General features: G+C 64.4%; 24 protein-coding genes. 16 read left to right on the top strand and 8 right to left on the bottom strand.

The features are described 5' to 3' along the window. Nucleotides 1–20: 20 nt before the first annotated feature. From Y882_RS15240 to pdhA, 3 genes are all read right to left on the bottom strand, one after another. Nucleotides 21–1,403 (bottom strand): dihydrolipoamide acetyltransferase family protein, encoded by a 1,383-nt coding sequence (locus Y882_RS15240; protein ID WP_046972796.1) that lies wholly within the window; start codon nucleotides 1,401–1,403, stop codon nucleotides 21–23. A 75-nt stretch (nucleotides 1,404–1,478) separates the two neighbouring features. After that, nucleotides 1,479–2,459 carry an alpha-ketoacid dehydrogenase subunit beta gene (locus Y882_RS15235; protein WP_046972795.1) on the bottom strand — a complete coding sequence of 327 codons (981 nt, stop codon included), beginning with the start codon at nucleotides 2,457–2,459 and terminating at the stop codon, nucleotides 1,479–1,481. Nucleotides 2,460–2,462: 3 nt separating this feature from the next. Continuing rightward, nucleotides 2,463–3,548: a pyruvate dehydrogenase (acetyl-transferring) E1 component subunit alpha gene (pdhA, locus tag Y882_RS15230; protein ID WP_046972794.1), complete on the bottom strand. Its 1,086-nt coding sequence runs from the start codon at nucleotides 3,546–3,548 to the stop codon at nucleotides 2,463–2,465. Between the two features lie 212 nt (nucleotides 3,549–3,760). On the opposite strand from pdhA, the gene Y882_RS15225 reads away from it, so the two are divergent. From Y882_RS15225 to Y882_RS15215, 3 genes are all read left to right on the top strand, one after another. After that, complete coding sequence (locus tag Y882_RS15225) at nucleotides 3,761–4,609, top strand: tryptophan 2,3-dioxygenase (RefSeq protein WP_046972793.1); 849 nt, start codon at nucleotides 3,761–3,763, stop codon at nucleotides 4,607–4,609. An 82-nt stretch (nucleotides 4,610–4,691) separates the two neighbouring features. Then, nucleotides 4,692–6,200, top strand: a complete 1,509-nt coding sequence (locus tag Y882_RS15220) for a peptide MFS transporter (RefSeq protein ID WP_046972792.1) — start codon at nucleotides 4,692–4,694, stop codon at nucleotides 6,198–6,200. A 196-nt stretch (nucleotides 6,201–6,396) separates the two neighbouring features. Next, complete coding sequence (locus Y882_RS15215; protein ID WP_046972791.1) at nucleotides 6,397–7,902, top strand: peptide MFS transporter; 1,506 nt, start codon at nucleotides 6,397–6,399, stop codon at nucleotides 7,900–7,902. 93 nt (nucleotides 7,903–7,995) lie between these two features. Here the strand turns inward: Y882_RS15215 and Y882_RS15210 are convergent, their stop codons facing one another. Further along, nucleotides 7,996–8,484: a MarR family winged helix-turn-helix transcriptional regulator gene (locus Y882_RS15210; protein WP_046972790.1), complete on the bottom strand. Its 489-nt coding sequence runs from the start codon at nucleotides 8,482–8,484 to the stop codon at nucleotides 7,996–7,998. Nucleotides 8,485–8,566: 82 nt separating this feature from the next. Here Y882_RS15210 and hppD point away from each other — a divergent pair, with 82 nt between their 5' ends. Next, nucleotides 8,567–9,664 (top strand): 4-hydroxyphenylpyruvate dioxygenase, encoded by a 1,098-nt coding sequence (hppD, locus tag Y882_RS15205; protein ID WP_046972789.1) that lies wholly within the window; start codon nucleotides 8,567–8,569, stop codon nucleotides 9,662–9,664. A 46-nt stretch (nucleotides 9,665–9,710) separates the two neighbouring features. Here the strand turns inward: hppD and Y882_RS15200 are convergent, their stop codons facing one another. Further along, a complete protein-coding gene (locus Y882_RS15200) occupies nucleotides 9,711–10,106 on the bottom strand; it encodes a DUF5362 domain-containing protein (protein WP_046972788.1) in 396 nt (131 codons plus the stop codon). A 141-nt stretch (nucleotides 10,107–10,247) separates the two neighbouring features. Between Y882_RS15200 and hmgA the strand changes: the two genes are divergently transcribed. The 7 genes from hmgA (at nucleotide 10,248) to tpx (ending at nucleotide 17,732) form a co-directional block, all read left to right on the top strand. Further along, nucleotides 10,248–11,546, top strand: coding sequence for a homogentisate 1,2-dioxygenase (gene hmgA, locus Y882_RS15195; protein ID WP_046972787.1), 1,299 nt, complete (start codon nucleotides 10,248–10,250; stop codon nucleotides 11,544–11,546). A 110-nt stretch (nucleotides 11,547–11,656) separates the two neighbouring features. Continuing rightward, nucleotides 11,657–12,643 (top strand): fumarylacetoacetate hydrolase family protein, encoded by a 987-nt coding sequence (locus tag Y882_RS15190; RefSeq protein WP_046972786.1) that lies wholly within the window; start codon nucleotides 11,657–11,659, stop codon nucleotides 12,641–12,643. Between the two features lie 121 nt (nucleotides 12,644–12,764). Next, nucleotides 12,765–14,165, top strand: coding sequence for an oxygen-independent coproporphyrinogen III oxidase (gene hemN, locus Y882_RS15185; protein WP_046972785.1), 1,401 nt, complete (start codon nucleotides 12,765–12,767; stop codon nucleotides 14,163–14,165). Between the two features lie 134 nt (nucleotides 14,166–14,299). Further along, nucleotides 14,300–15,817, top strand: a complete 1,518-nt coding sequence (nirK, locus tag Y882_RS15180) for a copper-containing nitrite reductase (RefSeq protein ID WP_046972784.1) — start codon at nucleotides 14,300–14,302, stop codon at nucleotides 15,815–15,817. A gap of 10 nt (nucleotides 15,818–15,827) precedes the next feature. Then, nucleotides 15,828–16,586, top strand: coding sequence for a formylglycine-generating enzyme family protein (locus Y882_RS15175; RefSeq protein WP_046972783.1), 759 nt, complete (start codon nucleotides 15,828–15,830; stop codon nucleotides 16,584–16,586). 8 nt (nucleotides 16,587–16,594) lie between these two features. Continuing rightward, nucleotides 16,595–17,164, top strand: coding sequence for an SCO family protein (locus tag Y882_RS15170; protein WP_046972782.1), 570 nt, complete (start codon nucleotides 16,595–16,597; stop codon nucleotides 17,162–17,164). Between the two features lie 67 nt (nucleotides 17,165–17,231). After that, nucleotides 17,232–17,732: a thiol peroxidase gene (tpx, locus tag Y882_RS15165; RefSeq protein WP_046972781.1), complete on the top strand. Its 501-nt coding sequence runs from the start codon at nucleotides 17,232–17,234 to the stop codon at nucleotides 17,730–17,732. Between the two features lie 59 nt (nucleotides 17,733–17,791). Here tpx and azu read toward each other — a convergent pair whose 3' ends face one another. Next, nucleotides 17,792–18,241, bottom strand: coding sequence for an azurin (gene azu / locus Y882_RS15160; RefSeq protein ID WP_156171502.1), 450 nt, complete (start codon nucleotides 18,239–18,241; stop codon nucleotides 17,792–17,794). A 176-nt stretch (nucleotides 18,242–18,417) separates the two neighbouring features. Next, complete coding sequence (gene gap / locus Y882_RS15155) at nucleotides 18,418–19,431, bottom strand: type I glyceraldehyde-3-phosphate dehydrogenase (protein WP_046972780.1); 1,014 nt, start codon at nucleotides 19,429–19,431, stop codon at nucleotides 18,418–18,420. Between the two features lie 186 nt (nucleotides 19,432–19,617). On the opposite strand from gap, the gene Y882_RS15150 reads away from it, so the two are divergent. Next, nucleotides 19,618–20,088, top strand: a complete 471-nt coding sequence (locus Y882_RS15150) for an OsmC family protein (RefSeq protein WP_046972779.1) — start codon at nucleotides 19,618–19,620, stop codon at nucleotides 20,086–20,088. A 72-nt stretch (nucleotides 20,089–20,160) separates the two neighbouring features. Continuing rightward, nucleotides 20,161–20,973: a S1/P1 nuclease gene (locus Y882_RS15145; RefSeq protein WP_046972778.1), complete on the top strand. Its 813-nt coding sequence runs from the start codon at nucleotides 20,161–20,163 to the stop codon at nucleotides 20,971–20,973. Between the two features lie 11 nt (nucleotides 20,974–20,984). Here Y882_RS15145 and Y882_RS15140 read toward each other — a convergent pair whose 3' ends face one another. Continuing rightward, nucleotides 20,985–23,009: an alpha/beta hydrolase family protein gene (locus Y882_RS15140; protein WP_052950041.1), complete on the bottom strand. Its 2,025-nt coding sequence runs from the start codon at nucleotides 23,007–23,009 to the stop codon at nucleotides 20,985–20,987. 447 nt (nucleotides 23,010–23,456) lie between these two features. Between Y882_RS15140 and pyk the strand changes: the two genes are divergently transcribed. From pyk to Y882_RS15125, 3 genes are all read left to right on the top strand, one after another. Next, a complete protein-coding gene (gene pyk, locus Y882_RS15135) occupies nucleotides 23,457–24,929 on the top strand; it encodes a pyruvate kinase (protein ID WP_046972777.1) in 1,473 nt (490 codons plus the stop codon). Between the two features lie 120 nt (nucleotides 24,930–25,049). Then, on the top strand, nucleotides 25,050–25,595 hold the full coding sequence (locus Y882_RS15130; protein ID WP_156171500.1) for a hypothetical protein: 546 nt from the start codon (nucleotides 25,050–25,052) through the stop codon (nucleotides 25,593–25,595). A 108-nt stretch (nucleotides 25,596–25,703) separates the two neighbouring features. After that, entirely contained in the window at nucleotides 25,704–26,081 is a 378-nt protein-coding gene (locus Y882_RS15125; RefSeq protein WP_244466360.1) for an energy transducer TonB, read from the top strand. Nucleotides 26,082–26,164 lie beyond the last annotated feature (83 nt).

The raw sequence follows: 26,164 nt of genomic DNA, 5'->3' as shown, positions 1-26,164 counted from the left end.
TTTCGTACGCCTGGGTTGCCTTAGTTCGGCAGCGCCAAATCGTCCAGCAGCGCCTTAAGGAAGCGCGCGGCTTCGCCGCCGGTGGCGGCGCGGTGGTCGAAGGTGATCGAGATCGGCATGCGGCGATGCACTTCGATGCCACCCATCACGGCCACCACGTCGTGGCTCAGCTTGCCCGCGCCGATGATGGCGACGCACGGCGGCACCACCACCGGCGTGGCGTAGCGACCGGCGAACATACCGAAGTTCGACAGGCTGATGGTGTAGCCCGACAGCTCCGACGCCGGAATGCTGCGGTCTTCCACGGCGGTACGCAGACGCTTGATCGCAGCACGGACGCCGGCGCCGTCGAGCACGTCGGCATTGCGCAGGGCCGGCACGAACAGGCCGTCCTCGGTGTCCACGGCGATGCCGATGTCCACGTGCGGATGCAGCGTGCGGGTGAGGTTCTTGCCGTCGAACCAGGCGTTGAGCGCCGGCACGGTCTTGCACGCCACCACGATGGAGCGGATCAGGCGGGCGGTGATGTCCTGCTTGCCGATCCAGGCGTGTAGGTCGGCATCGTCCACCAGGGTGGTCGGCACCACGTTGGCGTGGGCTTCGGACATCACGCGGGCCATATTGCGGCGCACGCCCTTGAGCTGTTCCGGCTGGCCGTTGGCCTGCACGCTCGGCGGGGCCGTGCGCACCGGCTTGCCGGCGAGCGAGGTGGCGGTGCGGGCTTCGGGCTCGGGCAGGCGCGGAGCAAGGTGGCGGCCGGCGTCTTCGTGCACGGCGCGAGCAGGTGCGGCACCGAGCTGTGCGCTGCCGTTGGCGGCGGCGTTCTTCACGTCGGCCATGGTGACCACGCCATCGGCGCCGCTCGGCTTCACGCGGCTCAGATCGACCTTGAGCTTCTTGGCGAGCGCGCGCACCGCCGGCACGGCCTTGACGCCGCCCACGCTGCTGGCCTGTTCGACGTGCACGTGGCTGCCGGAGACCATCGCACCGACCACGGTGCCTTCGTCTTCGCGATCGGCCTTGCCGTTGCCGCTGTCGATCTCGCCGCCTTCATCGGAGGCAACGACCTTGTGCGAGTCGGCTGTGGCGCTGCCGGTGCCCTTCTTGGGGCCGTGGTGGTGGCCGGTGGACTCGGCCTCGGCACGCTGCTTGGCATTCGGATCGGGCTCGAACTCGGCCAGTGCCGAACCGGTTTCGATGATGTCGCCCGCGGCGCCGTGCAGTTTGGTGACCTTGCCGGTATACGGCGAGGGCACGTCGACGACGGCTTTGGCGGTTTCCATCGAGCACAACGGAGCGTCGAGCTTGATGGTGTCGCCTTCCTTCACGTGCCACTCGACGATGGTGGCGTCGGGCAGGCCTTCGCCGAGGTCGGGCAGGTAGAAAGTCTTGATGTCGGCCATGAGTTTGATTCCGTGGTCAGGCGGAGTGTTCATTGTGCGATGCCCGGCATGGCCGGGACATCGAAGGGCATGTTCTTAGCTGGCAGCCAGCGCGCGCTTGGCGGCATCCACCACGCGCTCGGCACTCGGCATGTACTTCATTTCCAGGCGGAACAGCGGGATGTGCGTGTCGTAGCCGCTGACGCGTTCGACCGGCGCGAGCAGGTCGTACATGCATTCCTCGGCCAGGCGCGCGGCGATTTCGGCGCCGAAACCCGCGGTCTTGGGGGCTTCGTGCACGATCACGCAGCGGCCGGTCTTCTGCACCGATTCGGCGATGGTGTCGAAGTCCAGCGGGGTCAGCGTGGCCACGTCGATGACTTCGGCGCTGATGCCTTCCTCGGCCAGCGCATCGGCCGCTTCCAGCGCTTCCTTCACCTGCGCGCCCCACGAAACGAGGGTGACGTCGGTGCCGTCGCGCAGCACGAAGCACACGTCCAGCGGCAACGCTTCACCGTCATCGGGCACTTCTTCCTTGTACTGGCGGTAGATGCGCTTGGGCTCGAAGAACATCACCGGATCCGGATCGCGGATCGCGGCAAGCAGCAGGCCATAGGCACGCGCCGGCGACGACGGCATCACCACGCGCAGGCCCGGGATATTGGTGAACAGGTGCTCGTTCGCTTCGGAGTGATGCTCCGGCGCGCGAATGCCGCCGCCCCACGGTGCGCGCCACACGGCCGGCACGGTGATGCGGCCGCGCGTGCGGTTGCGCATGCGCGCGGCGTGGCAGGCGATCTGCTCCATCATCGGGTAGATGAAGCCTTCGAACTGCGCTTCGGCCACCGGCTTCATGCCCTGGGCGGCGAGGCCCACGGTGACGCCGGCAATGGTGGTTTCGTCCAGCGGCGTGTCGAGCACGCGCAGTTCGCCGAACTTTTCCTGCAGGCCCTGGGTGGCGCGGAACACGCCACCGTTCACGCCAACGTCTTCGCCCAGCACCATGACGCTCTCGTCGTGGGCCATTTCATAGGCGAGTGCCTGGGTGACGGCTTCGATAAGGGTGATCTGTGCCATGACTTAATGGGCCTTCTTGTCGAGCTGGATGGCGAGATCGCGCTGCTTGGCGAGATCGGCGGGGACTTCGGCGTAGGTGTAGTCGAACATCGCCGTGACGGGCTGCGTCTTGGTCTCGAGGTACGCGTTCACCTCGTTGTCCATCCAGTCGTCGCACTCCGCCTTCCAGGCTTCTTCCTTGGCGTCGTCCCACACGCCCTTGGCCACCAGCCAGTTGCGCAGGCGCTTCATCGGCTCCTTCGCCCAGGCGTCCTTCACTTCCTGCTCGCCGCGGTAACGGCGCGCGTCATCGGCGGTGGTGTGGTCGGACAGGCGATAGGTCACCGCCTCGATCACCGAGCCACCCTGGCCGTTGCGTGCGCGGTCCAGCGCGTCTTCCATCGCCTTGCGCACGGCGATGATGTCGTTGCCGTCCACCTGGATGGAGAACAGGCCGGCAGCAATGCCCTTCTGCGCCAGCGTCGGCGCGCCGGACTGGATCTTGCGCGGCACCGAAATGGCCCACTGGTTGTTCACGATCACGGCCACCATCGGCAGGTTCTGCGCGCCGGTGATGTTGATGGCGCCGTAGAAGTCGCCCTTGGACGAACCACCGTCACCGATGGTGCACACGGCCACGCGCTTCTCGTTGCGGATCTTGAACGCGAGCGCGCTACCTGCGGCATGCAGGCACTGCGTGGCGATCGGCACCGACCAGGCGAAGTCGTGGCGCGCCGGCTCTTTCTGGTAATCGTTGCCGCGCTCGTCTCCGCCCCAGTACATGTAGACCTCGCGCGGCTGCACGCCGCGATACAGCTGTGCGCCGTATTCGCGGTAGCTGGGGGCCAGCACGTCTTCGGGCTTCATGGCGCTGCCGATGCCCACATGCGCCGCTTCGTGGCCCAGGCAGCTGGCGTAGGTGCCGAGCTTGCCGGTGCGCTGCAGGGCGACCGACTTGGCGTCGAACACGCGGGTCGACAGCATCAGCTTGTACAGCTCGACCATGTGGTCGAGATCCTTGGCGAATTCAGGCAGATCGTCACGGACCTGCTTGCCTTCAGCATCGAGATACTGGAGGTATTCGATTTCAAACTTGGCGGCGATAGACACGACTCGCTCCCGGAGTGAGTAATGAGAAAGTGGGGTGCTCGGGCGGGCGGCGGCCCATCCAGTGGGGCCAGCGGCGCATGTAAGGCCCTGAGCAAGACCGAAATGATTACAGGCGGATATGTTGCGCTGCAAGGCACGGTGCAGCATGCGGGGTGGTACGGGGTGGGGGCGAACACCGGTTAACATGGCGCTTTTCCGCGACAGGGAAGGCCATGACCGAGAATCAGCGCGACCTCGAGGCCGGTATCGAACTCGACCTGAATGGTCGACTGACCTACGGCGGCTACCTGCGGCTGGACACGCTGCTGTCGGCCCAGCAACCGCTGAGCCAGCCGGCGCACCACGACGAAATGCTGTTCATCGTGCAGCACCAGGTGGCCGAACTGTGGATGAAATTGATCATCCACGAGCTCAAGGCCGCCGTGGCGCACCTGCGCCGCGATGAGATCGATCCATGTCTGAAGATCCTGGCGCGCGTGAAACAGGTGCAGCGCCAGCTGTTCGAACAGTGGGGCGTGCTGGAAACGCTTACCCCAGCCGAATACCTGGAGTTTCGTGGCGTGCTGGGGCCTTCCTCGGGTTTCCAGTCGCTGCAGTACCGGCAGATCGAATTCCTGCTCGGCAACAAGAACGCGCAGATGCTGCAGGTGTTTGCGTACGATCCTGCGGCGCAGGCCACGCTGCGCGCGGTGCTGGAAGCGCCCAGCCTGTACGACGAATTCCTCGGCTATCTGGCGCGGCGCGGCCACGATGTGCCCGGCGAGCTGACGCAACGCGACTGGTCCCAGCCTTATCGTCGTCATGACGGCCTGTTGCCCGTGCTCAAGCGCATTTACGAAAACCGTGCAACGTTCTGGCCCGAATACCACATGTGCGAACAGCTGGTGGATGTGGAGGAGAGTTTCCAGCTCTGGCGTTTCCGCCATATGAAAACGGTGGAGCGGATCATCGGACACCGCCGCGGCACAGGTGGTTCCTCCGGCGTGTCGTTCCTGAAAAAGGCGCTGGACCTGGAGTTTTTCCCGGAGTTGCTGGATGTGCGCACCGAACTGGGCACCTGATCGCGCGTGTCATCTTCGAAATTCATCATTGAACAACTACTGATGGCGCGTGCAGCGCCGTTTCGCTTGCAAAGGGGCATGCATGAGCAACACCACTGAGACCGCGCACGCGTCGGTGCCTGATTTTCCGCAGACGCTGGGGCATCCGCGTCCGCTATGGATGTTGTTCATGACGGAGTTCTGGGAGCGCTTCGCGTTCTACAGCGTGAGCTGGGCCCTGGCCTTGTACATCGTGGCCCATTTTTATCACGGCGACGCGTCCGGCGAAGCGTGGGCCAGCAAAATTTACGGAGCTTATACGGCGCTGATTTACGCCTCGAGCATTTTCGGCGGCTACGTGGCCGACAAAATCATCGGCTACCAGCGCTCGATCCTGATCGGCGCCGCGGTGATGGCGCTGGGCCTGTTCGTGGTGATGCTGCCAAGCAAGGATTTGTTCCTGTTTGGCCTGGCCATGGTCGTGGTCGGCAACGGCCTGTTCAAACCGAATATTTCCACGATGGTGGGCCAGCTGTATGGCCCGACGGACGAACGCCGCGATCGCGGTTTCACGCTGTTCTACATGGGCATCAATGGCGGCGCGTTGCTGGCGCCACTGCTCACCGGCTGGATGGCAAGTTATTTCACCGATACGCCGATGCAGGAGAACTACCGCATCGTGTTCGGCGCGGCCGGCGTGGGCATGGTGCTGAGCCTGTTCTGGTTCTGGTTTGGCCGTCGCGGCCTGCACGGGGTGGGGCGTCCGGCGCCGGAAGCGGCCAGCCGCATGCGTGTCGTATGGGTGCTGCTGGGCATCGTGGTGGCGGTGCCGCTGGTGTACCTGCTGCTGGCCTTCGTGGGCGCCAATGGCCTGCAGTGGCTGCTGGGCCTGCTGTTTATCGGCGTGGCGGCGATGCTGATCATGGAAGCGATGCGCCACGACCGCGTGCAGCTGCACCGCGTGTTCGCGATGCTGATCATCTTTGCGTTCAACATCCTGTTCTGGATGTTCTACTTCCAGCTGGGCACCTCGTTCAATTTCCTTGCAGCCAATATGGTCGACCGCGAAATGTTCGGCGGCTGGGTGTTCCCGGTGGGCTGGTTCCAGTCGGTCAGTCCGCTGGCCATCATCGTGCTGGCGCCGCTGGTGACCCAGGTGTGGTCGCTGCTGGCGCGGCGTCACAAGGAACCCTCGATCCCCCGCAAGTTCGGCCTCGGCCTGCTGTTCAACGGCCTGGGCTTCACCGCATTGATGTATGCGCTGACCTATTCGGTCAACAGCCATGGCCTGATCCCGTTCTGGCCGCTGACGGCCTGCTATGTGCTGCAGACCATCGGCGAGCTGTGCCTGTCGCCGATCGGCCTGTCGATGGTGACCAAGCTGGCGCCGCCGCGACTGGTGGGTCTGGCCATGGGCGGCTGGTTCCTGTCGCTGGCAGTGGGCGGCAACCTGTCGGGCCTGCTCGCAGGGCGTATCAGCGGCGAAAGCGGCATGACCGCAGCATCCGCACTGGCAGGTTTCACCTTCAGCTTCTGGCTGCTGGCAGGCGCGGGCGTGTTCCTGTTGCTGATCTCGCCGCTGATCAATCGGCTGATGCACGGCGTGCGGTAAGGCAGGAGTGAGAAGTGCAGGAGTGAGGGAAGAGGAGTGAGGAGTGAGAGAGAGCTGGCCAGCCTGGCGCTGTTCTCTCACTCCTCACTCCTCTCCACTCACTCCTCGCCTTTTTTGGTGCACCGCATTTGACGCGCACGACGTGTCCCGGTTAGAAGTTGATGCCGCAAGAAATTACGACGGACGACGGCAGGACATGAGTACAACCACGACGACCGCATCGACGGTGCCGGACTATCCCCAGACCCTGGGTCATCCACGCCCGCTGTGGATGCTGTTCATGACGGAGTTCTGGGAGCGCTTTGCGTTCTATGGCATCCGCTGGGCGCTCACGCTGTACATCGTGGCGGCGTTCTTCAACGGCGATGCGGCCGGGCAGGCCTTCGCCAGCCGCACCTATGGCGCCTATCTGGCGCTGGTCTATGCCACCGCCGTGTTCGGCGGCTACGTGGCGGACAAGATCATCGGCTACCAGCGCTCCATCCTGCTGGGCGCCAGCGTGATGGCGGTGGGCCTGTTCATGATCATGCTGCCGAACGAGCAGGTCTTCCTGCTGGGTCTGGCCACGATCATTGTCGGCAACGGCCTGTTCAAGCCGAATATTTCCTCGATGGTGGGGCAGCTCTACGCGCCGGGCGATTCGCGCCGCGACCGCGGTTTCACGCTGTTCTACATGGGCATCAACGGCGGCGCGCTGATCGCGCCGCTGCTCACGGGCTGGCTGGCCAGCCATTTCACCGATACCCCGATGCAGCAGAACTACAAGCTGGTGTTCGGTGCCTCCGGCGTGGGCATGCTGATCAGCCTGCTGTGGTTCTGGATCGGTCGTCGTCAACTGAAGGGCGTGGGCCGCCCCGCACCCGACCAGGCCAACCGCATGCGCGTGGTCTACGTGCTGCTCGGCATGCTGGTGGCGATCCCGGTGTTCTATCTGCTGATGGCCAAGGCCGGCGCCGTGGTGCTGCAGTGGCTGCTGACCGCGCTGTTCGTCGGCGTGGGCGTGATGCTGGTGATCGAGGCGGTGCGCAATGGCCGCGTGCAGGTGCATCGCGTGATCGCCATGTTGATCATCTTCGCTTTCAACGTGCTGTTCTGGATGTTCTTCGAGCAGGCCGGCAGCTCGTTCAACTTTCTCGCGCAGAACATCGTGGATCGTCAGATGTTCGGCGGCTGGGAATTCCCGGTGGGCTGGTTCCAGTCGGTCAATCCGGTGGCCATCGTGTTGCTGGCGCCGCTGGTATCGCTGGCCTGGGGCTTCCTCGACAAGCGACGCATGGAGCCCTCGATCCCGCGCAAATTTGGCCTGGGGCTGCTCGGCAATGCGCTGGGCTTCGTGGTGCTGATGTATGCGCTGGATGAGCTGGTGAGCAGCGACGGCATGATTCCGTTCTGGCCGCTGGCGCTTTGCTATGTGCTGCAGACCGCGGGCGAGCTATGCCTGTCGCCGATCGGCCTGTCGATGACCACCAAGCTGGCGCCCACGCGGCTGGTAGGCCTGGCGATGGGCGGCTGGTTCCTCTCCACCGCGATCGGCAACAACCTGTCCGGCCTGTTCGCCGGCCATATCAGCGGCGAAAGTGGCATGACCGTGGCCTCGGCGCTCAGCGGCTTCACCTTCAGCTTCTACCTGCTGGCCGGCGCCGGCGTGCTGCTGTTCGTGATCGCGCCGCTGATCAATCGATTGATGCATGGAGTGAAGTGAGGCAGGAGTGAGGGAAGGGGAGTGAGAAGTGAGAGAGAGCTCGCAAGCCCGCCGCCTTCTCTCACTTCTCACTCCTCTCCCCTCACTTCTGAGTTACTTCGGTTCAATCGCCTGCAACTTATCCAAAATCCGCACCAGCCAGCTCCGCTCCTCGTCGTCCAGCTTGGACAGCAGGTTGCGTTCGTGTTCGCGGGCCATCGGCGCCACCACTTCGTGGATGGCCCAGCCGGCTTCGCTCAGGCCCAGCACGGAGCGGCGCTTGTCGCCGTCGTGGATGGCGCGGGTGACCCAGCCGGTCTCCACCAGCTTTGAGAGGGCGCGGCTCACGGCCACCTTGTCCATCAGGGTGCGCTCGGCCACCTCGCGGGCGGACAGGCCGTCGAAACGGGCCAGCACCGCCATCACGCGCCATTCGGTCATGCTCAGGTCGAAGCGGCGCTGATAGTCGTCGGCAATGGCCTGGCTGACCGCGTTGGACAGGATGGAAAGCCGGTAGGGCAGGAAATGCTCCAGCTCCAGCGGTGCGTGGTCGGGGTGATGTTCGTCGGGCACTGCTGCGGCGCTCCTTGCAAATGGTTTCATATGTAACTATAACGTAGGGCTTATGAGAATGGTCGCACGCTTGGACGTAGGCCATTGAGCAGCCATCCACCCGGAGAGCCCCATGAGCGCGCAGCCCAATCTTGGCATGCAGGTCACCACCTTCGAAAACCCCATGGGCATCGATGGGTTTGAATTCGTCGAATTCGCAGCGCCGGCCGGTCGCGGCCACGAGCTGCACACCCTGTTCAAGCACATGGGTTTCAGCGCCGTGCTCAAGCACAAGTCGCGCGCGATCACGGTCTACCGCCAGGGCGGCGTGAACCTGCTGGTCAACGAAGATCCCGAATCCTATGCCGCCGAATTCGCCCAGGCCCATGGCCCGTGTGCGGCCGGTTTTGCCATCCGCTTCCAGAAGCCGTCCAAGGACGTGCTCGGCGTGGTGCTCGGCAACGGCGGCGAAGCGGTGAACGCGAAGGCCGAAGCCACGCGGGCGGTGAACGCGCCGGCGGTGAAGGGCATCGGCGATTGCATGCTGTACCTGATCGACCGTTACGGCGACAAGGGCAGCATCTACGACGGCGACTACGAGCCGATCGCTGGCGCCGAACAGAACCCCAAGGGTTTTGGCCTCACCTTCATCGACCACCTCACGCACAACCTCTACTTCGGCAACATGCAGAAGTGGTCCGATTACTACGAGCGCCTGTTCAACTTCCGCGAGATCCGTTACTTCGACATCAAGGGCGCCAAGACGGGCCTGGTGTCCAAGGCGATGACCGCGCCGGACGGCATCGTGCGCATTCCGCTCAACGAGTCGAGCGATCCGAAGTCGCAGATCAACGAGTACCTCGATGCGTACCACGGCGAGGGCATCCAGCACATCGCGCTGTTCACCGACAATATTTACGACACGGTGGAAGCGATGCGCGCGCAGGGCGTGCAGTTCCTCGACACGCCGGACACGTATTTCGACGTGATCGACATGCGCATCCCCAACCATGGCGAAGACGTGCCGCGCCTGGCCAAGAACAAGATCCTGATCGACGCCGACCCGGAGACCAAGCAGCGCAAGCTGCTGCAGATCTTCACGCAGAACAACATCGGTCCGATCTTCTTCGAGATCATCCAGCGCAAGGGCAACGAGGGCTTCGGCGAAGGCAACTTCCAGGCGCTGTTCGAGTCGATCGAACGCGACCAGATGAAGCGCGGCTTCCTGTAAGTCTCGATCGAGGCCGCCCGGGAAGGGCGGCCTTGATGCGTCGGACTCAGCGCCAGGAGCCGCCGTTGTGCAGCATGGCGGTGAATACGGCGCCGTAGAAGAACAAGGCAAGTACCCACACGGCGATGCCGACCAGAATCAGCACGCCCTGGATCACGAAGTAGGTACGCAGCTTGGCAAGTGCTTCTTTCAGGGCGGCGGCATCGCCACTGAGCTGGGCACGCTCGATCGCTCCGGCCGACTGCATCACCAGCACGCCGATCCAGATCGGCAGCCAGGCGATGATGATGCCGACCAGCGTGATGGCAGTAAGGGCGCCCTGGATGATGAACACGATGCCGACGAATTTCATCCATCCCTTGCCTGAAGCAAGCGGCTGGCTGAGATCCTGGATCGAGGGGTTCCCGGTAGCTTGGCCCAGCGAGGAGTACGAGTCGGACATGCGGTTTCCTTGAGTGTCATTGCAGTGAATGAACGTCGCCTCTTCCCTAGCGCGAGGCGGTGCCAACAGTCGTAAGCCAAGAGTAATAGGATCGCGTGGGTCGTGTTGTGACCTTTCGCCTCGGCAGATTGCGGAGCTTTCATGTCAGCCAGCCAGCAGCAGTACCAATCAGGGTTTGCAAACGAATTCGCCACCGAGGCCTTGCCCGGCGCGCTGCCCGACGGGCAGAACTCGCCGCAGGCCGCGCCGCTGGGTCTGTACGCAGAACAGCTTTCCGGCACGGCCTTCACGGCGCCGCGCCATAGCAATCGCCGCAGCTGGCTGTATCGCATTCGCCCGGCGGCCATGCATCACCCGTTCGAGGCGATGCCGGATGGCCGCTTCCACAACCGCTTCAACGAAGTGCCGGCGAACCCCAACCAGCTGCGCTGGAGCCCGTTCCCGCTGCCGACCGAGCCCACCGATTTTCTCGATGGCTTGTTCACCGTGGCCGGCAATGGCGGCGCGGCGGACCAGACCGGCGTGGGCATCCACGTCTACGCGGCCAATCGTTCGATGCAGGGGCGCTACTTCTACAACGCCGACGGCGAGCTGTTGATCGTGCCCCAGCAAGGGCGCCTGAAACTGGCGACCGAGATGGGCAACATCGAGCTCGAACCGCTGGAGATCGCCGTGATTCCGCGTGGTGTGCGCTTCCGCGTGGAATTGCTGGACGACACCGCGCGCGGCTACATCGCCGAAAATTTCGGTGCGATGCTGCGCCTGCCCGATCTGGGTCCGATCGGCAGCAACGGCCTGGCCAACCCGCGCGATTTCCTCACGCCGGTAGCCGCGTTCGAAGACGTCGAAGGCAAGTTCGAACTCGTCGCCAAGTTCCAGGGCAAGCTGTGGCGCGCGGCGATCGATCATTCGCCGCTGGACGTGGTGGCCTGGCACGGCAACTACGCGCCGTACAAATACGACCTGCGCCGCTTCAACACCATCGGCTCGATCAGCTTCGATCATCCTGATCCGAGCATCTTCCTGGTGCTGCATTCGGCCAGCGACAGCGAAGGCGTGAGCAATATGGACTTCGTGATCTTCCCGCCGCGCTGGCTGGTGGCGCAGCACACCTTCCGTCCGCCCTGGTTCCATCGCAACATCGCCAGCGAGTTCATGGGTCTGATCACCGGTGAGTACGACGCCAAGGCCGAAGGCTTTTCGCCGGGCGGCGCCTCGCTGCACAATTCCATGAGCGGTCACGGTCCGGATGCGGCCACCTACGAGAAGGCGTCGACGCGCGATCTGTCGCAGGCTGACGTCATCACGGGCACCATGGCCTTCATGTTCGAGACGCGCCGCGTGATTCATCCGACCAAACAAGCACTGGCATCACCGGAACTGCAGGGCAATTACTACGAATGCTGGCAGGGCATCCAAAAGCATTTCGCCGGCAGTTGAAGCAAGGGCGCCTGGCGCCAACCGCAGACAACGCGAGGCGCCTGGGCGTCGCGCCAAAACAATGATGATGTGAAAGGCTGCAGCTTGGTTCTGCCCTTTGGAGCGATAGCATGAAATTGGGTTCATTGAAGGAAGGCGGTCGCGACGGCACCCTGATCGTGGTCAATCGCGCGCTGACCCAGGCGGTCAAGGCCACCGGCATCGCGCCGACGCTGCAGGCTGCGCTGGATGACTGGTCGAGCGCCGCGCCGCGTCTCAATGCCTTGTACGAGGCATTGAACGGCGGGTCTGCGAAGGATGCGTTTGCACTCGACATGCATGCGCTCGCCTCGCCGCTGCCGCGCGCCTATGAGTTCGTCGATGGCAGTGCCTACCTGCCGCATGTCGAGCGCGTGCGCCGTGCGCGTGGTGCCGAAGTGCCCGAGTCCTTCTACACCGATCCGCTGATGTACCAGGCCACCAGCGCCGGCTTCCTCGGTCCGCGTGACCCGGTGGTGGTGCCTAGCGAGGACTACGGCATCGACCTGGAAGCCGAAGTGGTCGTGGTGACCGACGATGTGCCGATGGCGGTGACGCCGGCGCAGGCGGCGGCCCATATCCAGCTGATCGGCCTGGTCAACGATGTGTCGCTGCGCGGCCTGATTCCCGGCGAACTCGCCAAGGGTTTCGGCTTTTTGCAGTCCAAGCCGCGCTCCGCCCTGTCGCCGGTCTTCGTGACGCCGGACGAACTGGGTGACGCCTGGCAGGATGAAAAGCTGCACCTGCCGATGCGCACTTGGCTCAACGGCCAGTGGTTCGGCGAGGCCGAGTGCGGCGTCGACATGCAGTTCAATTTCGCGCAGCTGGTGGCGCACGCGGCCAAGACGCGTCCGCTCACGGCGGGCACCATCGTCGGCTCCGGCACCATCGCCAACGAAGACACCGGCAAGGGCGCCTCGTGCCTGGCCGAGCAGCGCACGGTGGAAACCCTGCGCGACGGCAAGCCGAGCACGCCGTTCCTGAGCTTTGGCGACACCCTGCGCATCGATGTGACCGACGCCGCGGGTGCGTCGATCTTCGGCTCGATCGAGCAGGCCATCGCGCCGCTTAAGAAGTAAGCGAACCCTGTGGTCCCGTGCCGCATCCATCAGGTGGGATGCGGCATGGGGCGAGCAGATTGTCGCAGTCCGCTGACGCGTATCAGTCTGATGGTGGAGCGGCGCGAGGATACTGCCGCGCATGCGCACGAACACCATCGTTCCGGAATTCGACCCAGCCCTGGTTGCCCGTTACGACGTGCCGGGTCCGCGGTATACGAGCTATCCGACGGCTCCGCAATTTCACGCAGGCTTTGACGAAGCGGCGTTTCGCGACGTCGCTCGCGCATCCAATGCGCAGGCCAAGTCCCGTCCGCTGTCGCTCTACGTGCACGTGCCGTTCTGCTTCAGCCCGTGCTTTTACTGTGGCTGCACCCGCGTCATCACGCGCGATGCCAGCCGGGCCGATCACTATCTTGATGTTCTGCGCCGGGAAATCGCGCTGACCGGCGCGCTGTTCGATCGCGATCGTCCGATTCTGCAGCTGCATCTCGGCGGCGGCACGCCCAACTTCCTTGACGCGGCGCGCATGGCCAGCCTGGTGGAAGCGCTGGAAGGCAGCTTCTCTTATCGCCGCGACGGCGTGCGCGAATACGGCATCGAGATCGATCCGCGCTATGCCGATGGCGGCTATGTGCGCGAGCTGGCCACGCTGGGCTTCAACCGCTTGTCGGTGGGCATCCAGGATTTCGATCCGGCAGTGCAGGAAGCGGTCAATCGTATCCAGAGCGTAGCGCAGACGCGCGACGTGATCGATGCCGCGCGCGCCTCGGGCTACGGCTCGGTGAGCGTGGACCTGATCTATGGTCTCCCTCGGCAGACGCTCGCAGGCTTCGAGCGCACGCTGGGACAGGTGATCGCGCTGGCTCCCGATCGCATCGCGGTCTACGGTTACGCGCACTTGCCGCATCTGTTCAAGGCGCAGCAGCAGATCGAGGCGGCCGAGCTGCCTGATGCCGCGGCGCGGCTTGCGCTATTCGGCACGGCATTCCGTGTGTTGTGCGAGGCAGGCTACGCCTACGTCGGCATGGATCATTTCGCGCGCGCCGACGACGAGCTGGTGCGCGCGCAGCGTGCCGGCACGCTGCAGCGCAATTTCCAGGGCTATTCCACCCACGGCGATTGCGACATCGTCGGCCTTGGCGTCAGTTCGATCAGTCGCGTCGGCGACAGCTATAGCCAGAATGCACGCGACCTGGTGGGCTACGAGTCGGCGCTGGCGGCCGGCCGGCTGCCGGTGGTCCGCGGCATCCGCCTGACCAGCGACGATACCGTCCGGCGCGCCGTCATCGGCGAACTCATGTGCCACGGCGAAATCGATACGGCACGCTTCGGCGCCCAACACGGTTTGCGATTCGGGGAGGCGTTTGCGCCCGAGCTCGATCGCCTGACCGCCTGCGCAGACGACGGTCTGATCGTGTTCGACGCGAACCTGATTCGCGTCACCCCGCGCGGCCGACTGCTGTTGCGCAATATCGCGATGTGCTTCGACGCCTATCTCCATCAGCCATCCGACACGCCGCGCTATTCGCGCACGATCTGATGCAGGTTGCTCATGAGTGCCGCGACGCGGCGCGTTGACGCAGCTGGCCGGCGGCGTCGAAACGATTGATTTTGATCAAAGGGAAAACGCCGGCGTTCCCTAGGCTGGTGTGGCCATCATCGGGAGAGAGCCCCATGCCACGCCTGCTTTCCACCATCGCGCTGACCGCCGGCCTGTTGCCGACCATGCTTTGGGCCGCAGATAGTCAAACCGCAGCGCTGCACACCGCCGTCGGTGCGGGTGCCACGGCGCTTTCGCAAGTCTCCCGCGATCTGGGTCCACCCCAAGGTGAACCGATCCACGCGGTGCTCGGTATCCCGCCGAACGTGCCGCCGCCGCTTCAGCGCAATCGTCCGGCCAAGGTGATCGTCGAGCTGGAAGTGATCGAGAAGGAAATGCCGATCTCCGAGGGCGTGACCTACACGTACTGGACGTTTGGCGGCACCGTGCCCGGCAGCTTCATTCGCGTGCGCCAGGGCGACACGGTGGAGTTTCATCTGAAGAATGCGCCTGACAACAAGATGCCGCACAACATCGATTTGCATGGCGTGACAGGGCCCGGCGGTGGCGCCGCATCGAGCTTCACCGCGCCGGGTCACGAGTCGCAGTTCACCTTCAAGGCGCTCAATGCCGGGCTCTACGTCTATCACTGCGCCACCGCGCCGGTCGGCATGCATGTGGCCAACGGCATGTATGGGCTGATCCTGATCGAACCACCCGAAGGCTTGCCCAAGGTCGATCACGAGTACTACGTGATGCAGGGCGACTTCTACACCACCGGCAAATACCGAGAGAAAGGCCATCAACCCTTCGATATGGATGCGGCCATCGCGGAGCATCCAACGTACGTGCTGTTCAATGGACGCGAGGGTTCGCTCACCGGCGATCACGCCTTGACCGCCAAGGTGGGCGAGACGGTGCGCCTGTTCGTCGGCAATGGCGGCCCGAACCTGGTGTCGAGCTTCCACGTGATTGGCGAGATCTTCGACAAGGTGTACTACGAAGGCGGCAAGCACGCGCAGGAAAACGTGCAGACCACGCTCATACCCGCCGGCGGCGCGATGATGGCGGATTTTCGCGTGGAAGTGCCGGGCACCTATGTGTTGGTGGATCACTCGATCTTCCGCGCGTTCAACAAGGGTGCGCTCGGCATGCTCAAGGTCGATGGTCCGCAGGACAAGTCGATCTATTCGGGCAAGGAAGTCGATTCGGTGTACCTCGGCGACCGGGCGGGCGACAACCTGCACGCAGTTGCCGTGGCGGCCAAGGCCAACGCGGCGGGCACGCTCAGCAAGGACGATCAGATCAAGGCCGGGCAGCAGCTCTACGCCGGCACCTGTTCCGTCTGCCATCAAGCCAATGGCGAAGGCATGTCCGGCGTGTTTCCGCCGCTGGCCAAGTCCGACTATCTGGCGACGATGGCCAAGGAAAAACTGATCTCCATTCCCCTGCATGGCCTCACCGGCGCGGTCACCGTCAATGGCAAGGAGTACAACTCCGTCATGCCGCCGATGTCCCAACTCACGGATGACGAAGTGGCGAATATCCTCACCTATGTGCTCAACAGCTGGGGCAACCCGGGCGGACAGGTGAGCAAGGAGGAGGTAGGCAAGGTGCGCGCGCAGCCGGCGCCGCCAGCGGACAGCCACTGAGGTTTGCCGCATGCGCGCTGTACCCATTCTCGCTGCGCTGCTTGCGGGATTCCCTGCGGCGGCTGCGGAGTATGCGGCGCTGCCGGCGGCCGTGTTCAACAGCGTGCTGCCGGCGGATGGCATAGCCGCGTCGGCTCGCATCGCAGCCTTCGCCATGCGTATCGAACCGGTGACGAATGCCCAGTACCTGGCCTTCGTGCAGACGCATCCTGCATGGCGTAAGGGGAGCGTGCCTGCCGCACTCGCAGACGAAGGCTATCTGTCGCATTGGGCAAGCGCATCGGCGCCGGGTGATCAGGCCCTGCCGGAACAACCGGTGACGCGGGTGAGCTGGTTCGCGGCCCAGGCATACTGCGAGAGCGAGCAGGCGCGCCTGCCGACCTGGTACGAGTGGGAATACGCCGCCGCCGCAGACGCGCAGCATGCCGATGCGCGTGCGGACCCCCAATGGCGCGAGCGGGTGCTGAGCTGGTATGGACGTCCATCAGGCGCCGCGTTGGCCAACGTCGGTGGTGCAGCCGACGTGCATGGCATACGTGATCTCAACGGTCTGGTGTGGGAATGGGTCGATGACTTCAACGCCCTCCTGGTCAGCGCGGACAGCCGCGACCAGAACGGCGCGGACACCATGAAGTTCTGCGGCGCCGGCGCCGTCACCATGCAACAGAAGGAAAACTACGCGACGCTCATGCGCGTCGCGATGCTGTCCGCGCTGAAAGCGTCAGACACCACGCGAACGCTGGGCTTTCGCTGCGTTCGCCCCCTGTGAGAGCGATCATGAAACGACTGTTGTTGGGAATGCTCCTGCTTTTGATGGTGGGCCACACGCTGGCCGAAGCGCCCTTGCCAGGCGCTTCGGTGTACCAGCTCGATGTCGTGCTGACCGATCAGGAGGGGCGCGACGGGTATTGGGCAGACCGGCGCGGGCAGGTGCAGCTCGTGTCGATGTTCTACACCTCGTGCAGCATGGTCTGCCCGATGATCGTCGACACCATGAAGCTCACCGCGCAGGCCGTGCGAGCGCCGGGTCGCGCCCCGTTGAACGTTCTGCTGGTGAGCTTCGATCCCACCCGCGATACGGTGCCCGTACTGCATGACTATGCGCAGCGGCGACAGTTGCCGGCACCACGATGGACGCTTGCTAGGACAGCGAGCCCGACGGCCGCGCGGCAGCTTGCCGCCGTGCTGGGTCTGCAGTACCGGCAGCTGCCGGATGGCGACTTCAACCATTCGAGCGAGCTGATCCTGCTGGATGCCGACGGGCGCATCGTGGCCCGCACCAATGTGATCGGGCGCGTGGACCCCGAATTCGTCCAGGCGATCGAGCGGACGCTCGCCGATAAGTGAGGCCTGGCTATCGTGCTTCGGGATGGCGGCATGGTTTACTTGTAGGCCCCATCCAACGAGGTGTCCCATGTCCCACGTCACGCTCAAAGGCAATCCGGTCCAGGTCGACGGCCACTTCCCCGCGAAGGGCGAGGCTGCGCCCGCGTTCTCGCTGGTCGGCAAGGATCTGGCCGACGTCACGCTCGCCAGCTTCGATGGCAAGCGCAAAGTGCTGAACATCTTCCCCAGTGTCGACACGCCGACCTGCGCCATGTCGGTGCGCCATTTCAACCAGGACGCCAGCCAGCTCGACAACGCGGTGGTGCTGTGCATTTCCGCCGACTTGCCGTTCGCGCAGGCACGCTTCTGTGGCGCGGAAGGCCTCAGCAACGTGGTGACGCTGTCGACCCTGCGCGGTCACGACTTCCTGCAGAACTACGGCGTGTCGATCACCTCCGGCCCGCTTGCCGGTCTGGCGGCGCGCGCGGTGGTGGTGCTCGATGCGCAGAACAAGGTGGTGCATAGCGAACTCGTCAGCGAGATCGCCCATGAGCCGAACTACGACGCCGCGCTCGCCGCGCTGGCCTGAGTCGTCGAGTGACTTGAGAAAAAAAGGCCGGACACGCTCCGGCCTTTTTTTTGGCTGCGTTATTTCTGCAGCGTTAGCGTGCCCTTCATCAGCGCAGCATGACCCGGGAACGTACAGAAATAAGCATAGGTTTCTCCGGCCTTGAGCTTGGACACAAGAAACGTGGCGCTGTCCGACTCACCGCCGCCGATCAGCTTGGTATGGGCGATCACGCGCGTGTCGTCAGGCTTGATGTAGTTGTCCGCGGCACCGGCCTTCATGCCATCGGTGACGATGGCTTGCTCATCGGCGGCCGTACCCAGCGCCCAGTTATGGCCCATGGCGGCCTTGGGCAGCTTGCCGGTGTGCTTGAGCGTCACGGTGAACTGCTTGCAGGTCTTGGGTACCGTGATGTCTTTCTGGTTGTACTGCATGGCGTCGTTGCCCTCGATGGTGGCGGCGCAATCGGCGGCCCACAGGGGCGTGGCGGACAGGCCGAGCAGGGCGAGCAAGAGGGCTTGGCGTATCATCGGGTATCTCCGGGTTCTTGGTAGGGAAACCCGAACGATTGCGCTGGCGCAGACGTACTGCCTTGATCTGGGTCAGACGGTCATGACCATGCGACGGCTTGTCACGTCGAGGCCGGCCGGAAAAAACAAAAGCCGGGCAGGGCCCGGCTTTTGCATTCACAGCGATGCGCAGTGACTTACTTGGCAGCCATCATCGCAATCGTCATGTCGAGCATGCGGTTGGAGAAGCCCCACTCGTTGTCGTACCACGACAGCACCTTCACCAGCGTGCCTTCCATGACGCGGGTCTGCGTCGCGTCATAGGTGGACGACGCCGGGTTGTGGTTGAAGTCGATCGACACCAGCGGCTGCGTGTTGACGGCCAGGATGCCCTTCAGCGCGCCATTGGCGGCGTCGTTGATGACCTGGTCGACTTCTTCCTTGGTGGTCGGGCGAGCCGCATCGAACACCAGGTCGACGACGGACACGTTGATGGTCGGCACGCGCATGGCGAAGCCGTCCAGCTTGCCGTTGAGTTCCGGCAGCACCAGGCCCACCGCGGCGGCGGCGCCGGTCTTGGTCGGGATCTGCGAGTGCGTGGCCGAACGGGCGCGGCGCAGGTCCGAGTGATAGACGTCCGTCAGCACCTGGTCGTTGGTGTAGGCGTGGATGGTCGTCATCAGGCCGCGCTGGATGCCGATCTTCTCGTGCAGCACCTTGGCCAGCGGAGCGAGGCAGTTGGTGGTGCACGAGGCGTTGGAGATCACTTCCAGCTTGGAGGTGAGCTTGTCGTCGTTGACGCCGAAGACGAAGGTGCCGTCCACGTCCTTGTCGCCCGGGGCGGAGATGATCACCTTCTTGGCGCCGGCGGCGATGTGCGCGCTGGCCTTGGCCTTGGAGGTGAACAGGCCGGTGCACTCCAGCACCACGTCGACGCCCAGGGCGCCCCACGGCAGCTTGGAGGGATCACGCTCGGCGCAGACCTTGATGCGGTCGCCGTTGACGATCAGATCGCCGCCGTCCACGGACACCGTGCCCGGGAACTTGCCATGGGCGGTGTCGTACTGGGTCAGGTGCGCATTGGTCTCGGCATTGCCCAGATCATTGATCGCAACGATCTGGATCTCGTTGGTGCGACCGGCTTCGTACAGCGCGCGCAGGATGTTGCGGCCGATGCGACCGTAACCGTTGATGGCGACCTTGATTGCCATGGGACAGCGTCCTCCGATGGGATGGCGAAGATGGCGGCTGTGGGACCGCCGTAAAACCGTCATTTTAGCCTGAACCGGCCGGGCGGTCCCATCCAGGCCGCGGTTTCCCCGGATGGGGCTGTTCAGGGGAGCCCAGAAGCGCTTGAATCAACTACTTTCGGGCAACGGCCCGGGCAGGAGAGTGGCATGAGCGAGGCAGAACAGAGCTTTGGGATCACCCTGGAGCAGGTGTCGGACTATGAATTCCGCGTCCGTTTCGACGAGACGGCGATTCCCGACCTCATCACCGACGAAACCTCGCCGCTGGGCGGCGACGCCGGCCCCAATCCATCGCGCCTGATCGGTACCGCCGTGGCCAATTGCCTGGCGGCCAGCCTGTTGTTCGCGTTGCGCAAGTACAAGAACACGCCGGGCACGATCGGCACCAAGGCCAAGGTCACCATGACCCGCAACGAGCACAACCGCCTGCGCATCACGCATATCGGCGTGGACCTGCAGCTGGCCGACAAGGCCGAGGTGTTGGAGCATCTCGATCGCGCGCTCGCCCAGTTCGAGGATTTCTGCATCGCCACGCAGAGCGTGCGCCAGGGCATCAAGGTGGATGTGAGCGTGCGTGACGGAGAGGGGACGCTGCTTCCGCTGCCCGACGCGGGCTGATCCGGGGTAGTGCGGACCTGTCACGAGGCTGTGGCAGACTTCGCGTTTTCCCCTGCCAAGACTCATCGCACCATGCCCTTCCCGCGTCGAACCGCCGCTGCCGCTTTCATCTGTCTCGCCCTGACTCCCGCCGTCCATGCCTGGGGCCAGCTTGGCCATAGCGTGGTGGCCGATCTGGCCCAGCGTCACCTGAGCCCGGCGGCGGAGGCGGCGGTGGAGCGCCTGCTGGCGCCCGAGCACACCAAGTCGCTGGCCGACATCGCCAGCTGGCCGGACGAGATCCGCAACGACCCGACCAAGGACGCGCTGTGGAAGCAGACGCGCGCGCTGCACTACGTCGACTTCACCTCCGGCGACTGCAACTACACGCCGCCGCGTGACTGCAAGGACGGCCAGTGCGTGGTCGAGGGCATCGACCATTACGTGAAGGTGCTGGGCGACAAGAGCCAGTCGGACGCGACGCGCCTGGAAGCGCTGAAGTTCGTGGTGCACTTCATTGGCGACGAGCATCAGCCGCTGCACGGCGGTTCGCGGGACGACAAGGGCGGCAACGCCTACCAGGTGCAGTTCCAGGACAAGGGCACCAACCTGCACAGCGTGTGGGACTCGGGCCTGCTCAAGACGCGTGGCCTGGAATACAAGGCCTACGCGGACAAGCTGGAAGCGCAGGGCACGGTCACCCTGCCCAAGCCCATCGCGCCGTTCGACAACGCGTACGCGCAGTGGGCTGAAGAGTCGTGCACGATCTCGCGCGACATCTATCCCGACGGCCACAAGATCGACCAGGCCTACGTGGACAAGGAACTGCCGGTGGCCGAGCTGCGCCTGCGCGAAGCAGGCCGTCGCCTTGCCGAAGTGCTCAACCTGACCCTGGCCAAGGGCTGAGCGGACGAACGTTACGGCGCGGCGCTCGCTGCCGCGCCGTTGCTGCCTGGGCCGATGTTGCGATCGAGAAAATCCAGCAGCTTGTCGTACATCGCCAGGCGATGTTCCTGCAGGAAGAAACCATGCCCCTCCTGCGGCTCGGTCAGTGATTCGTAGTGCTTGCCCTGCTTGTCCAGCGCCGCAGTGAAGGCTCTGAAGTGGGCGAATGGGGCGCGCTCATCGAGTCCGCCATGGATCAGCAACAGGTTGGCCTTGATCCGATCCACGCCTGCCACGGGCGAGCGGCGCAGTAGCTCGGCGCGATCGTCGCCCAGGACTATCTTCAAATAGTCCGCGCCGGAGTCGGAACGATGGATGTCGCTCTTGTCCAACTGGATGCGCAGGTCATATACGCCTGCGTAACCGACGGCGCAGCGATAGAGCTCGGGTTCGCGCACTGCACCCTCCAGCGCGGCATAACCGCCGTAGCTGCCGCCGTAGATGCAGATGCGCTTGGCATCGGCATGGCCCTCGCGGATCGCCCACTGGGTGGCGTCGGTAAGATCGTCCTGCATGGCCGCGCCCCATTGGCGATAGCCGCGCTCTTCGAACGACGAGCCTAGGCCGCCGGAACCGCGATAGTTCACCTGCAGCACGGCGTAACCGCGCGATGCCAGCAACTGTGATTCTTCGTCGAACTCCCCGCGGTCGACCACGCCATGCGGGCCTCCATGCGGCAGCACGACCATGGGGAAAGGGCCTTTGCCGGACGGCTCGGTGAGAAAGCCATGCAAAGGCAGGCCGTCGCGTGCCACCAGTTCGATCGGCGTCATCGCATGCATCTGCTTGGGCGGCAGCCAGCGGCGCGCACTGAAGAGATAGCGGGCCTGTCGCTTGTCCAGGTCGAACAGGTAGTAGTCGCCAGGATCACGGTCGCTGCTCACCATGACGATGGCGAGGCTGCCGTCGCCGGAGAACGAGGTCAGGCGAACCAGCTGTCCAGGAAAACTCTTGCCCAGGGCTTCGCTGATCTGCGCTTCACGGCCATCGGGGTCGATGTAATGCACGCCGGGCATGCCCTCGTTGGTGATCACGCCGTAGATGTCCTGGCGGTCCGCGGTGACGAGTACGGCACCCGGGTCGCTGAACTTGCCTCGATACACCATGCTGCGCTGGCCGGTTTGCGGGTCGAGCAGTTCGAGCGAGCGCGGGCCTTCGTCATGCGTCACCCGCACGTAGAGCCGGCGGTTGTCGCGCGCAAAGCTGACCGGCTCGATCGAGACGTGCGTCTTGGCCGGGTCGTTGAACAGTGTCCAGTCCTTGCCGGCGTCGCGCAGCCACAGCTTGGGCTGGTGATAGGTGCCGCCGAGAGCGGCGCGCGGCTCGCCCAAATGATCCACGATGATGTCTGTATCGGCGGCGGGGCCGCCGATGATGCGCTTGCTGTTGCCGTTGACCACGTCCAGGCGTTCTATCGAGGGCACGCTGCCAGCGGGGTCGTCGGTGAACGGCTCTGTCCGCACCAGCGCGTAGCGGCCTTCCTGGACGAGCGCCGAATCGATCAGGCTGGCATAGGCTTCGCGCGCCTGGCCGCCACGAAGCATGTGGTTGCTGTCGGCGTACGTGCCGCCTCGCCAGCCGAACAAATAAGTGCCCCGGCTGCCGTCGGCGTCGAAGGCAATCAGCTCTCCGGTTGACGAGGGTTTTTCGAGGCTGCCGGTGCGCACCGCCAGGGCTACCACCAGACGATGCTCATTGGCCCAGACGTAGTGCCCGAGCATGGTGCGGCTGCCCGAGCGCACCGTCGCCACCGGCTTTGCCGTCGTCGTATCAATGACCGCCAGCATGTTTTCGTACGGCGTGTCCGGTCGCGGCACCAGCGCCGCGATGTGCTTGCCGTCGGGTGCGAGTTGCACATCGCTGAACTCGGCAGGGCGGATGAAATCACTCGCCGACGGTGCGGCGCTGGCGGCAGCTTCGGCGGACGGCGCCGCTGTCGGCGCCAGACACGCAGCAGCCAAGGCGGCCATCAAGGCCGTGCGGATGAAACGAGGCATGAGCGTTCCCCTTGAGTCCCTGTCGCGGATCCCTCCATCCGCCCGGCGATGCTAGCGCATGGACGATGGGCGATCGCAAGTCCATGCGCGCGCGATGCCATCGCCCTTGCTGATCATTTTTCGATCATGTGTGCTGCAGTGCAAAACGAAACTGCGGCGCGCCCGAAGGCGCCGTCATGCTCCCCGTCGTCCGAGCGTTCCGTGGCTGCTGCAGACCGGCAGAGTGGAATTGAAGACGGCGCGCCATGACACCAGTGTTTGGACGTCTGTCCGTCCATCGAGCAGACCAGTTATTTGTGTTGACCCCATTCTCACTGTCAGTGCGTAATACCAGTGGGGGCAGGTGGTCCGCATGCCACAACCAGTCCACTTGGGTGAGTGAAAACAAGGCCAAAAAGCCTGCGCCAGGCCTCTGGAAGATCGGCGTGATTTTGCTAGTCTCGATGTATGACTACTGACAATCCGCTGCGACGCACAAAAATTGTTGCCACCCTCGGTCCCGCGACCGACGCGCCTGGCATGCTCGAAAAAATCATCGCCGAAGGCGTGGACGTGGTTCGGCTGAACCTCTCCCACGGCCAGCCCGACGATCACCGCGCCCGTGCGGTGGCCGTGCGCGATGCGGCGACCAAGCTGGGCCGCGAGGTCGGCGTGCTCGCCGACCTGCAGGGTCCCAAGATTCGCGTCGAGCGTTTCGCCAACGGTCCGATCGAACTCAAGGTGGGCGACAGCTTCGTGCTCGATTGCAGCCCGGGCGCGCCGCTGGGTGACAACACCCGCGTGGGCGTCAGCTACTACGACCTGCCCAAGGACGTGTCCGCGGGCGACGTGCTGTTGCTCGACGATGGCCTCGTCGCGCTCACCGTCGAGGCGGTGGTCGGCCAGGAAATCCGCTGCCGCGTGCTGATCGCCGGCAAGCTCTCCGACCGCAAGGGCCTCAATCGCCAGGGCGGCGGCCTCTCGGTATCGGCGTTGTCGGACAAGGACAAGGCCGACATCAAGCTCGCCGCGGAAATCGGCTGCGACTTCCTTGCCGTGTCGTTCGTGCGTTCCGCCGCCGACATGAACGAGGCGCGTCGCCTGCTGGAAGAAGCCGGTGGCAAGGCATCGCTGGTGGCGAAGATCGAACGCGCCGACGCCATCCCGGTGCTCGGCGAAATCATCGACGCCTCCGACGTGGTGATGGTGGCGCGTGGCGACCTGGGCGTGGAAATCGGCGACGCCGAACTGCCCGGCCTGCAGAAGAAGATCATCCGCGAATCGGTGCAGCGCAATCGCGCCGTGATCACCGCCACGCAGATGCTGCAGTCGATGGTGCGCTCGCCCATCCCGACCCGCGCCGAAGTGATGGACGTGGCCAACGCCGTGATCGACGGCACCGATGCGGTGATGCTGTCGGAAGAATCCGCCGCCGGCGCGCATCCGGACAAGGCCGTAGCCGCGCTGCGCCGTATCTGCCTGGGCGCCGAACGCCAGTTCGAACCCAAGGAAGATCCCGCCACGCAGGGCCACCTGCTCGATCGCACCGACCAGGCCATTGCCCTCGCGGCGATGGTGCTGGCCAGCCAGCTCGGCGTGCGCGCCATCGTCGCGTTGACCGAGTCGGGCGCCACCGCGCAGTGGCTGTCGCGTTATCGCAGCGCGGTGCCGATCTATGCGCTGTCGCCGTTCGACGATGCGCGCCGCCGCATGTCGATCTTCCGCGACGTCACGGCCGTGAAGTTCACCCATGTCTCGCAGACGCCGGCCGGCTCCGCGCGCGATGCCGTGCGCCAGCTGTACGTCGCGGGCAAGCTGACCGAGGGCGATCGCGTGGTGCTGACCCATGGCGATCACATCGGCCAGGGCGGCGGCACCAACACCTTGAAGCTGCTCTCGGTGGGCGCCGAAGGCGTGGTGGAGTGCCTGCGCGACCTCTAAGCGATCGTTGAGTTGCCTCGTCCGTCGACCTGGTGTGGGCCGGGTCGGCGGACGATGGCGCTCCGTCGACCTGATACTGTCTGGGCCGGGGTTTATTCAGGCAATCATTCAGGGGAATGCATGAAAACGACACTCTATAGCGTGCTTTGCATGGCGATCCGATTGGGCGCCGTGCTCATGGCGGTGGGTCTGGTCGAGCAATGGCCACGGCTATTTGTCATACGCGCAGACGGGCAGCTGGCGATCGACGCCATCGTGCTGGATGGACTGGGTCTCGTGCTCGCCTTCGTCCTTTGGATCAAGCCTGGGCTACTGGCCTGGTGGGCCGCAGGCAGCGCCCATCGGGACGTGTTCGAAAGCGACATCAGTGCGATCCAACTGCAGTACATCGCCTTTTCGGTAGCGGGTATCTACAAGCTCATCACGGGGCTCGCGGGCATGCTGGCGCACGGCCTCAATTTGCTGGCCTATAACCACATCATGGTCGGCGGCGTGCCCATGACTCCGCCCACCTACGAAAAGACCATGTTTGTGGAGTACGTCGTGGCTGCGGTGGCAGGTCTTGCGCTGACTCTTGGCGCACGTGGCTTGACGGCGTATCTGCAGCAATTGCGAACGGCCGGGCAGCCTGTGGCGATTGCGGTCGACGAGGCCCGCGAAGGCTAAACTAGCTGCAGGCCGCACGTCGCGGTTTGGGAGACAAACATGCAAACGAAGCTCTTAACGATCTGTTCGGCCGTTGCCATCGCTTTTGCCGGCATGGTTTCCCCGGTCATGGCACAGTCCCAGGCTCGCATGGTCGGCCCCGAGCACATCCAGGCCTACTGGCTGATGCTCAATACCAAGGTCGACGCGGACATTCCCAACAGCGGCCGCAACATGGACAAGCCCGGCTGCGTGGCCGTGAGCTTCATGATCGGTACCGATGGCGTCCCGCAGAACATCACCGTGCGCAAGGTGGTTCCGCAGAGCGACCTCGATGCCGTGGCCAAGAGCGTGGTGACCAATCTTCGCTACGGCCCGTCGCTGAAGAACAGCACCCACGAGCCGGTGAACACCTATTACATCGTGCCGTTCAACCTGCCGGCCGACGCCGCGCAGAAGCAGGCCATCATCGACGCCTGCAAGCTGCCCAACTTCGACCAGGCCTGAGGGCCGCGCCAGCCCAGCCCTGGCGCCGTTCAGGGCCGTTCCAGGCCCTGGGCGGGCTTATGGCCTATAATCGCGGCCTTTCA

This window comes from Dyella japonica DSM 16301 (assembly GCF_001010355.1).
Taxonomy (GTDB): Bacteria; Pseudomonadota; Gammaproteobacteria; order Xanthomonadales; family Rhodanobacteraceae; genus Dyella; species Dyella japonica.
This window is presented reverse-complemented; position numbering and strand designations above follow the sequence as displayed.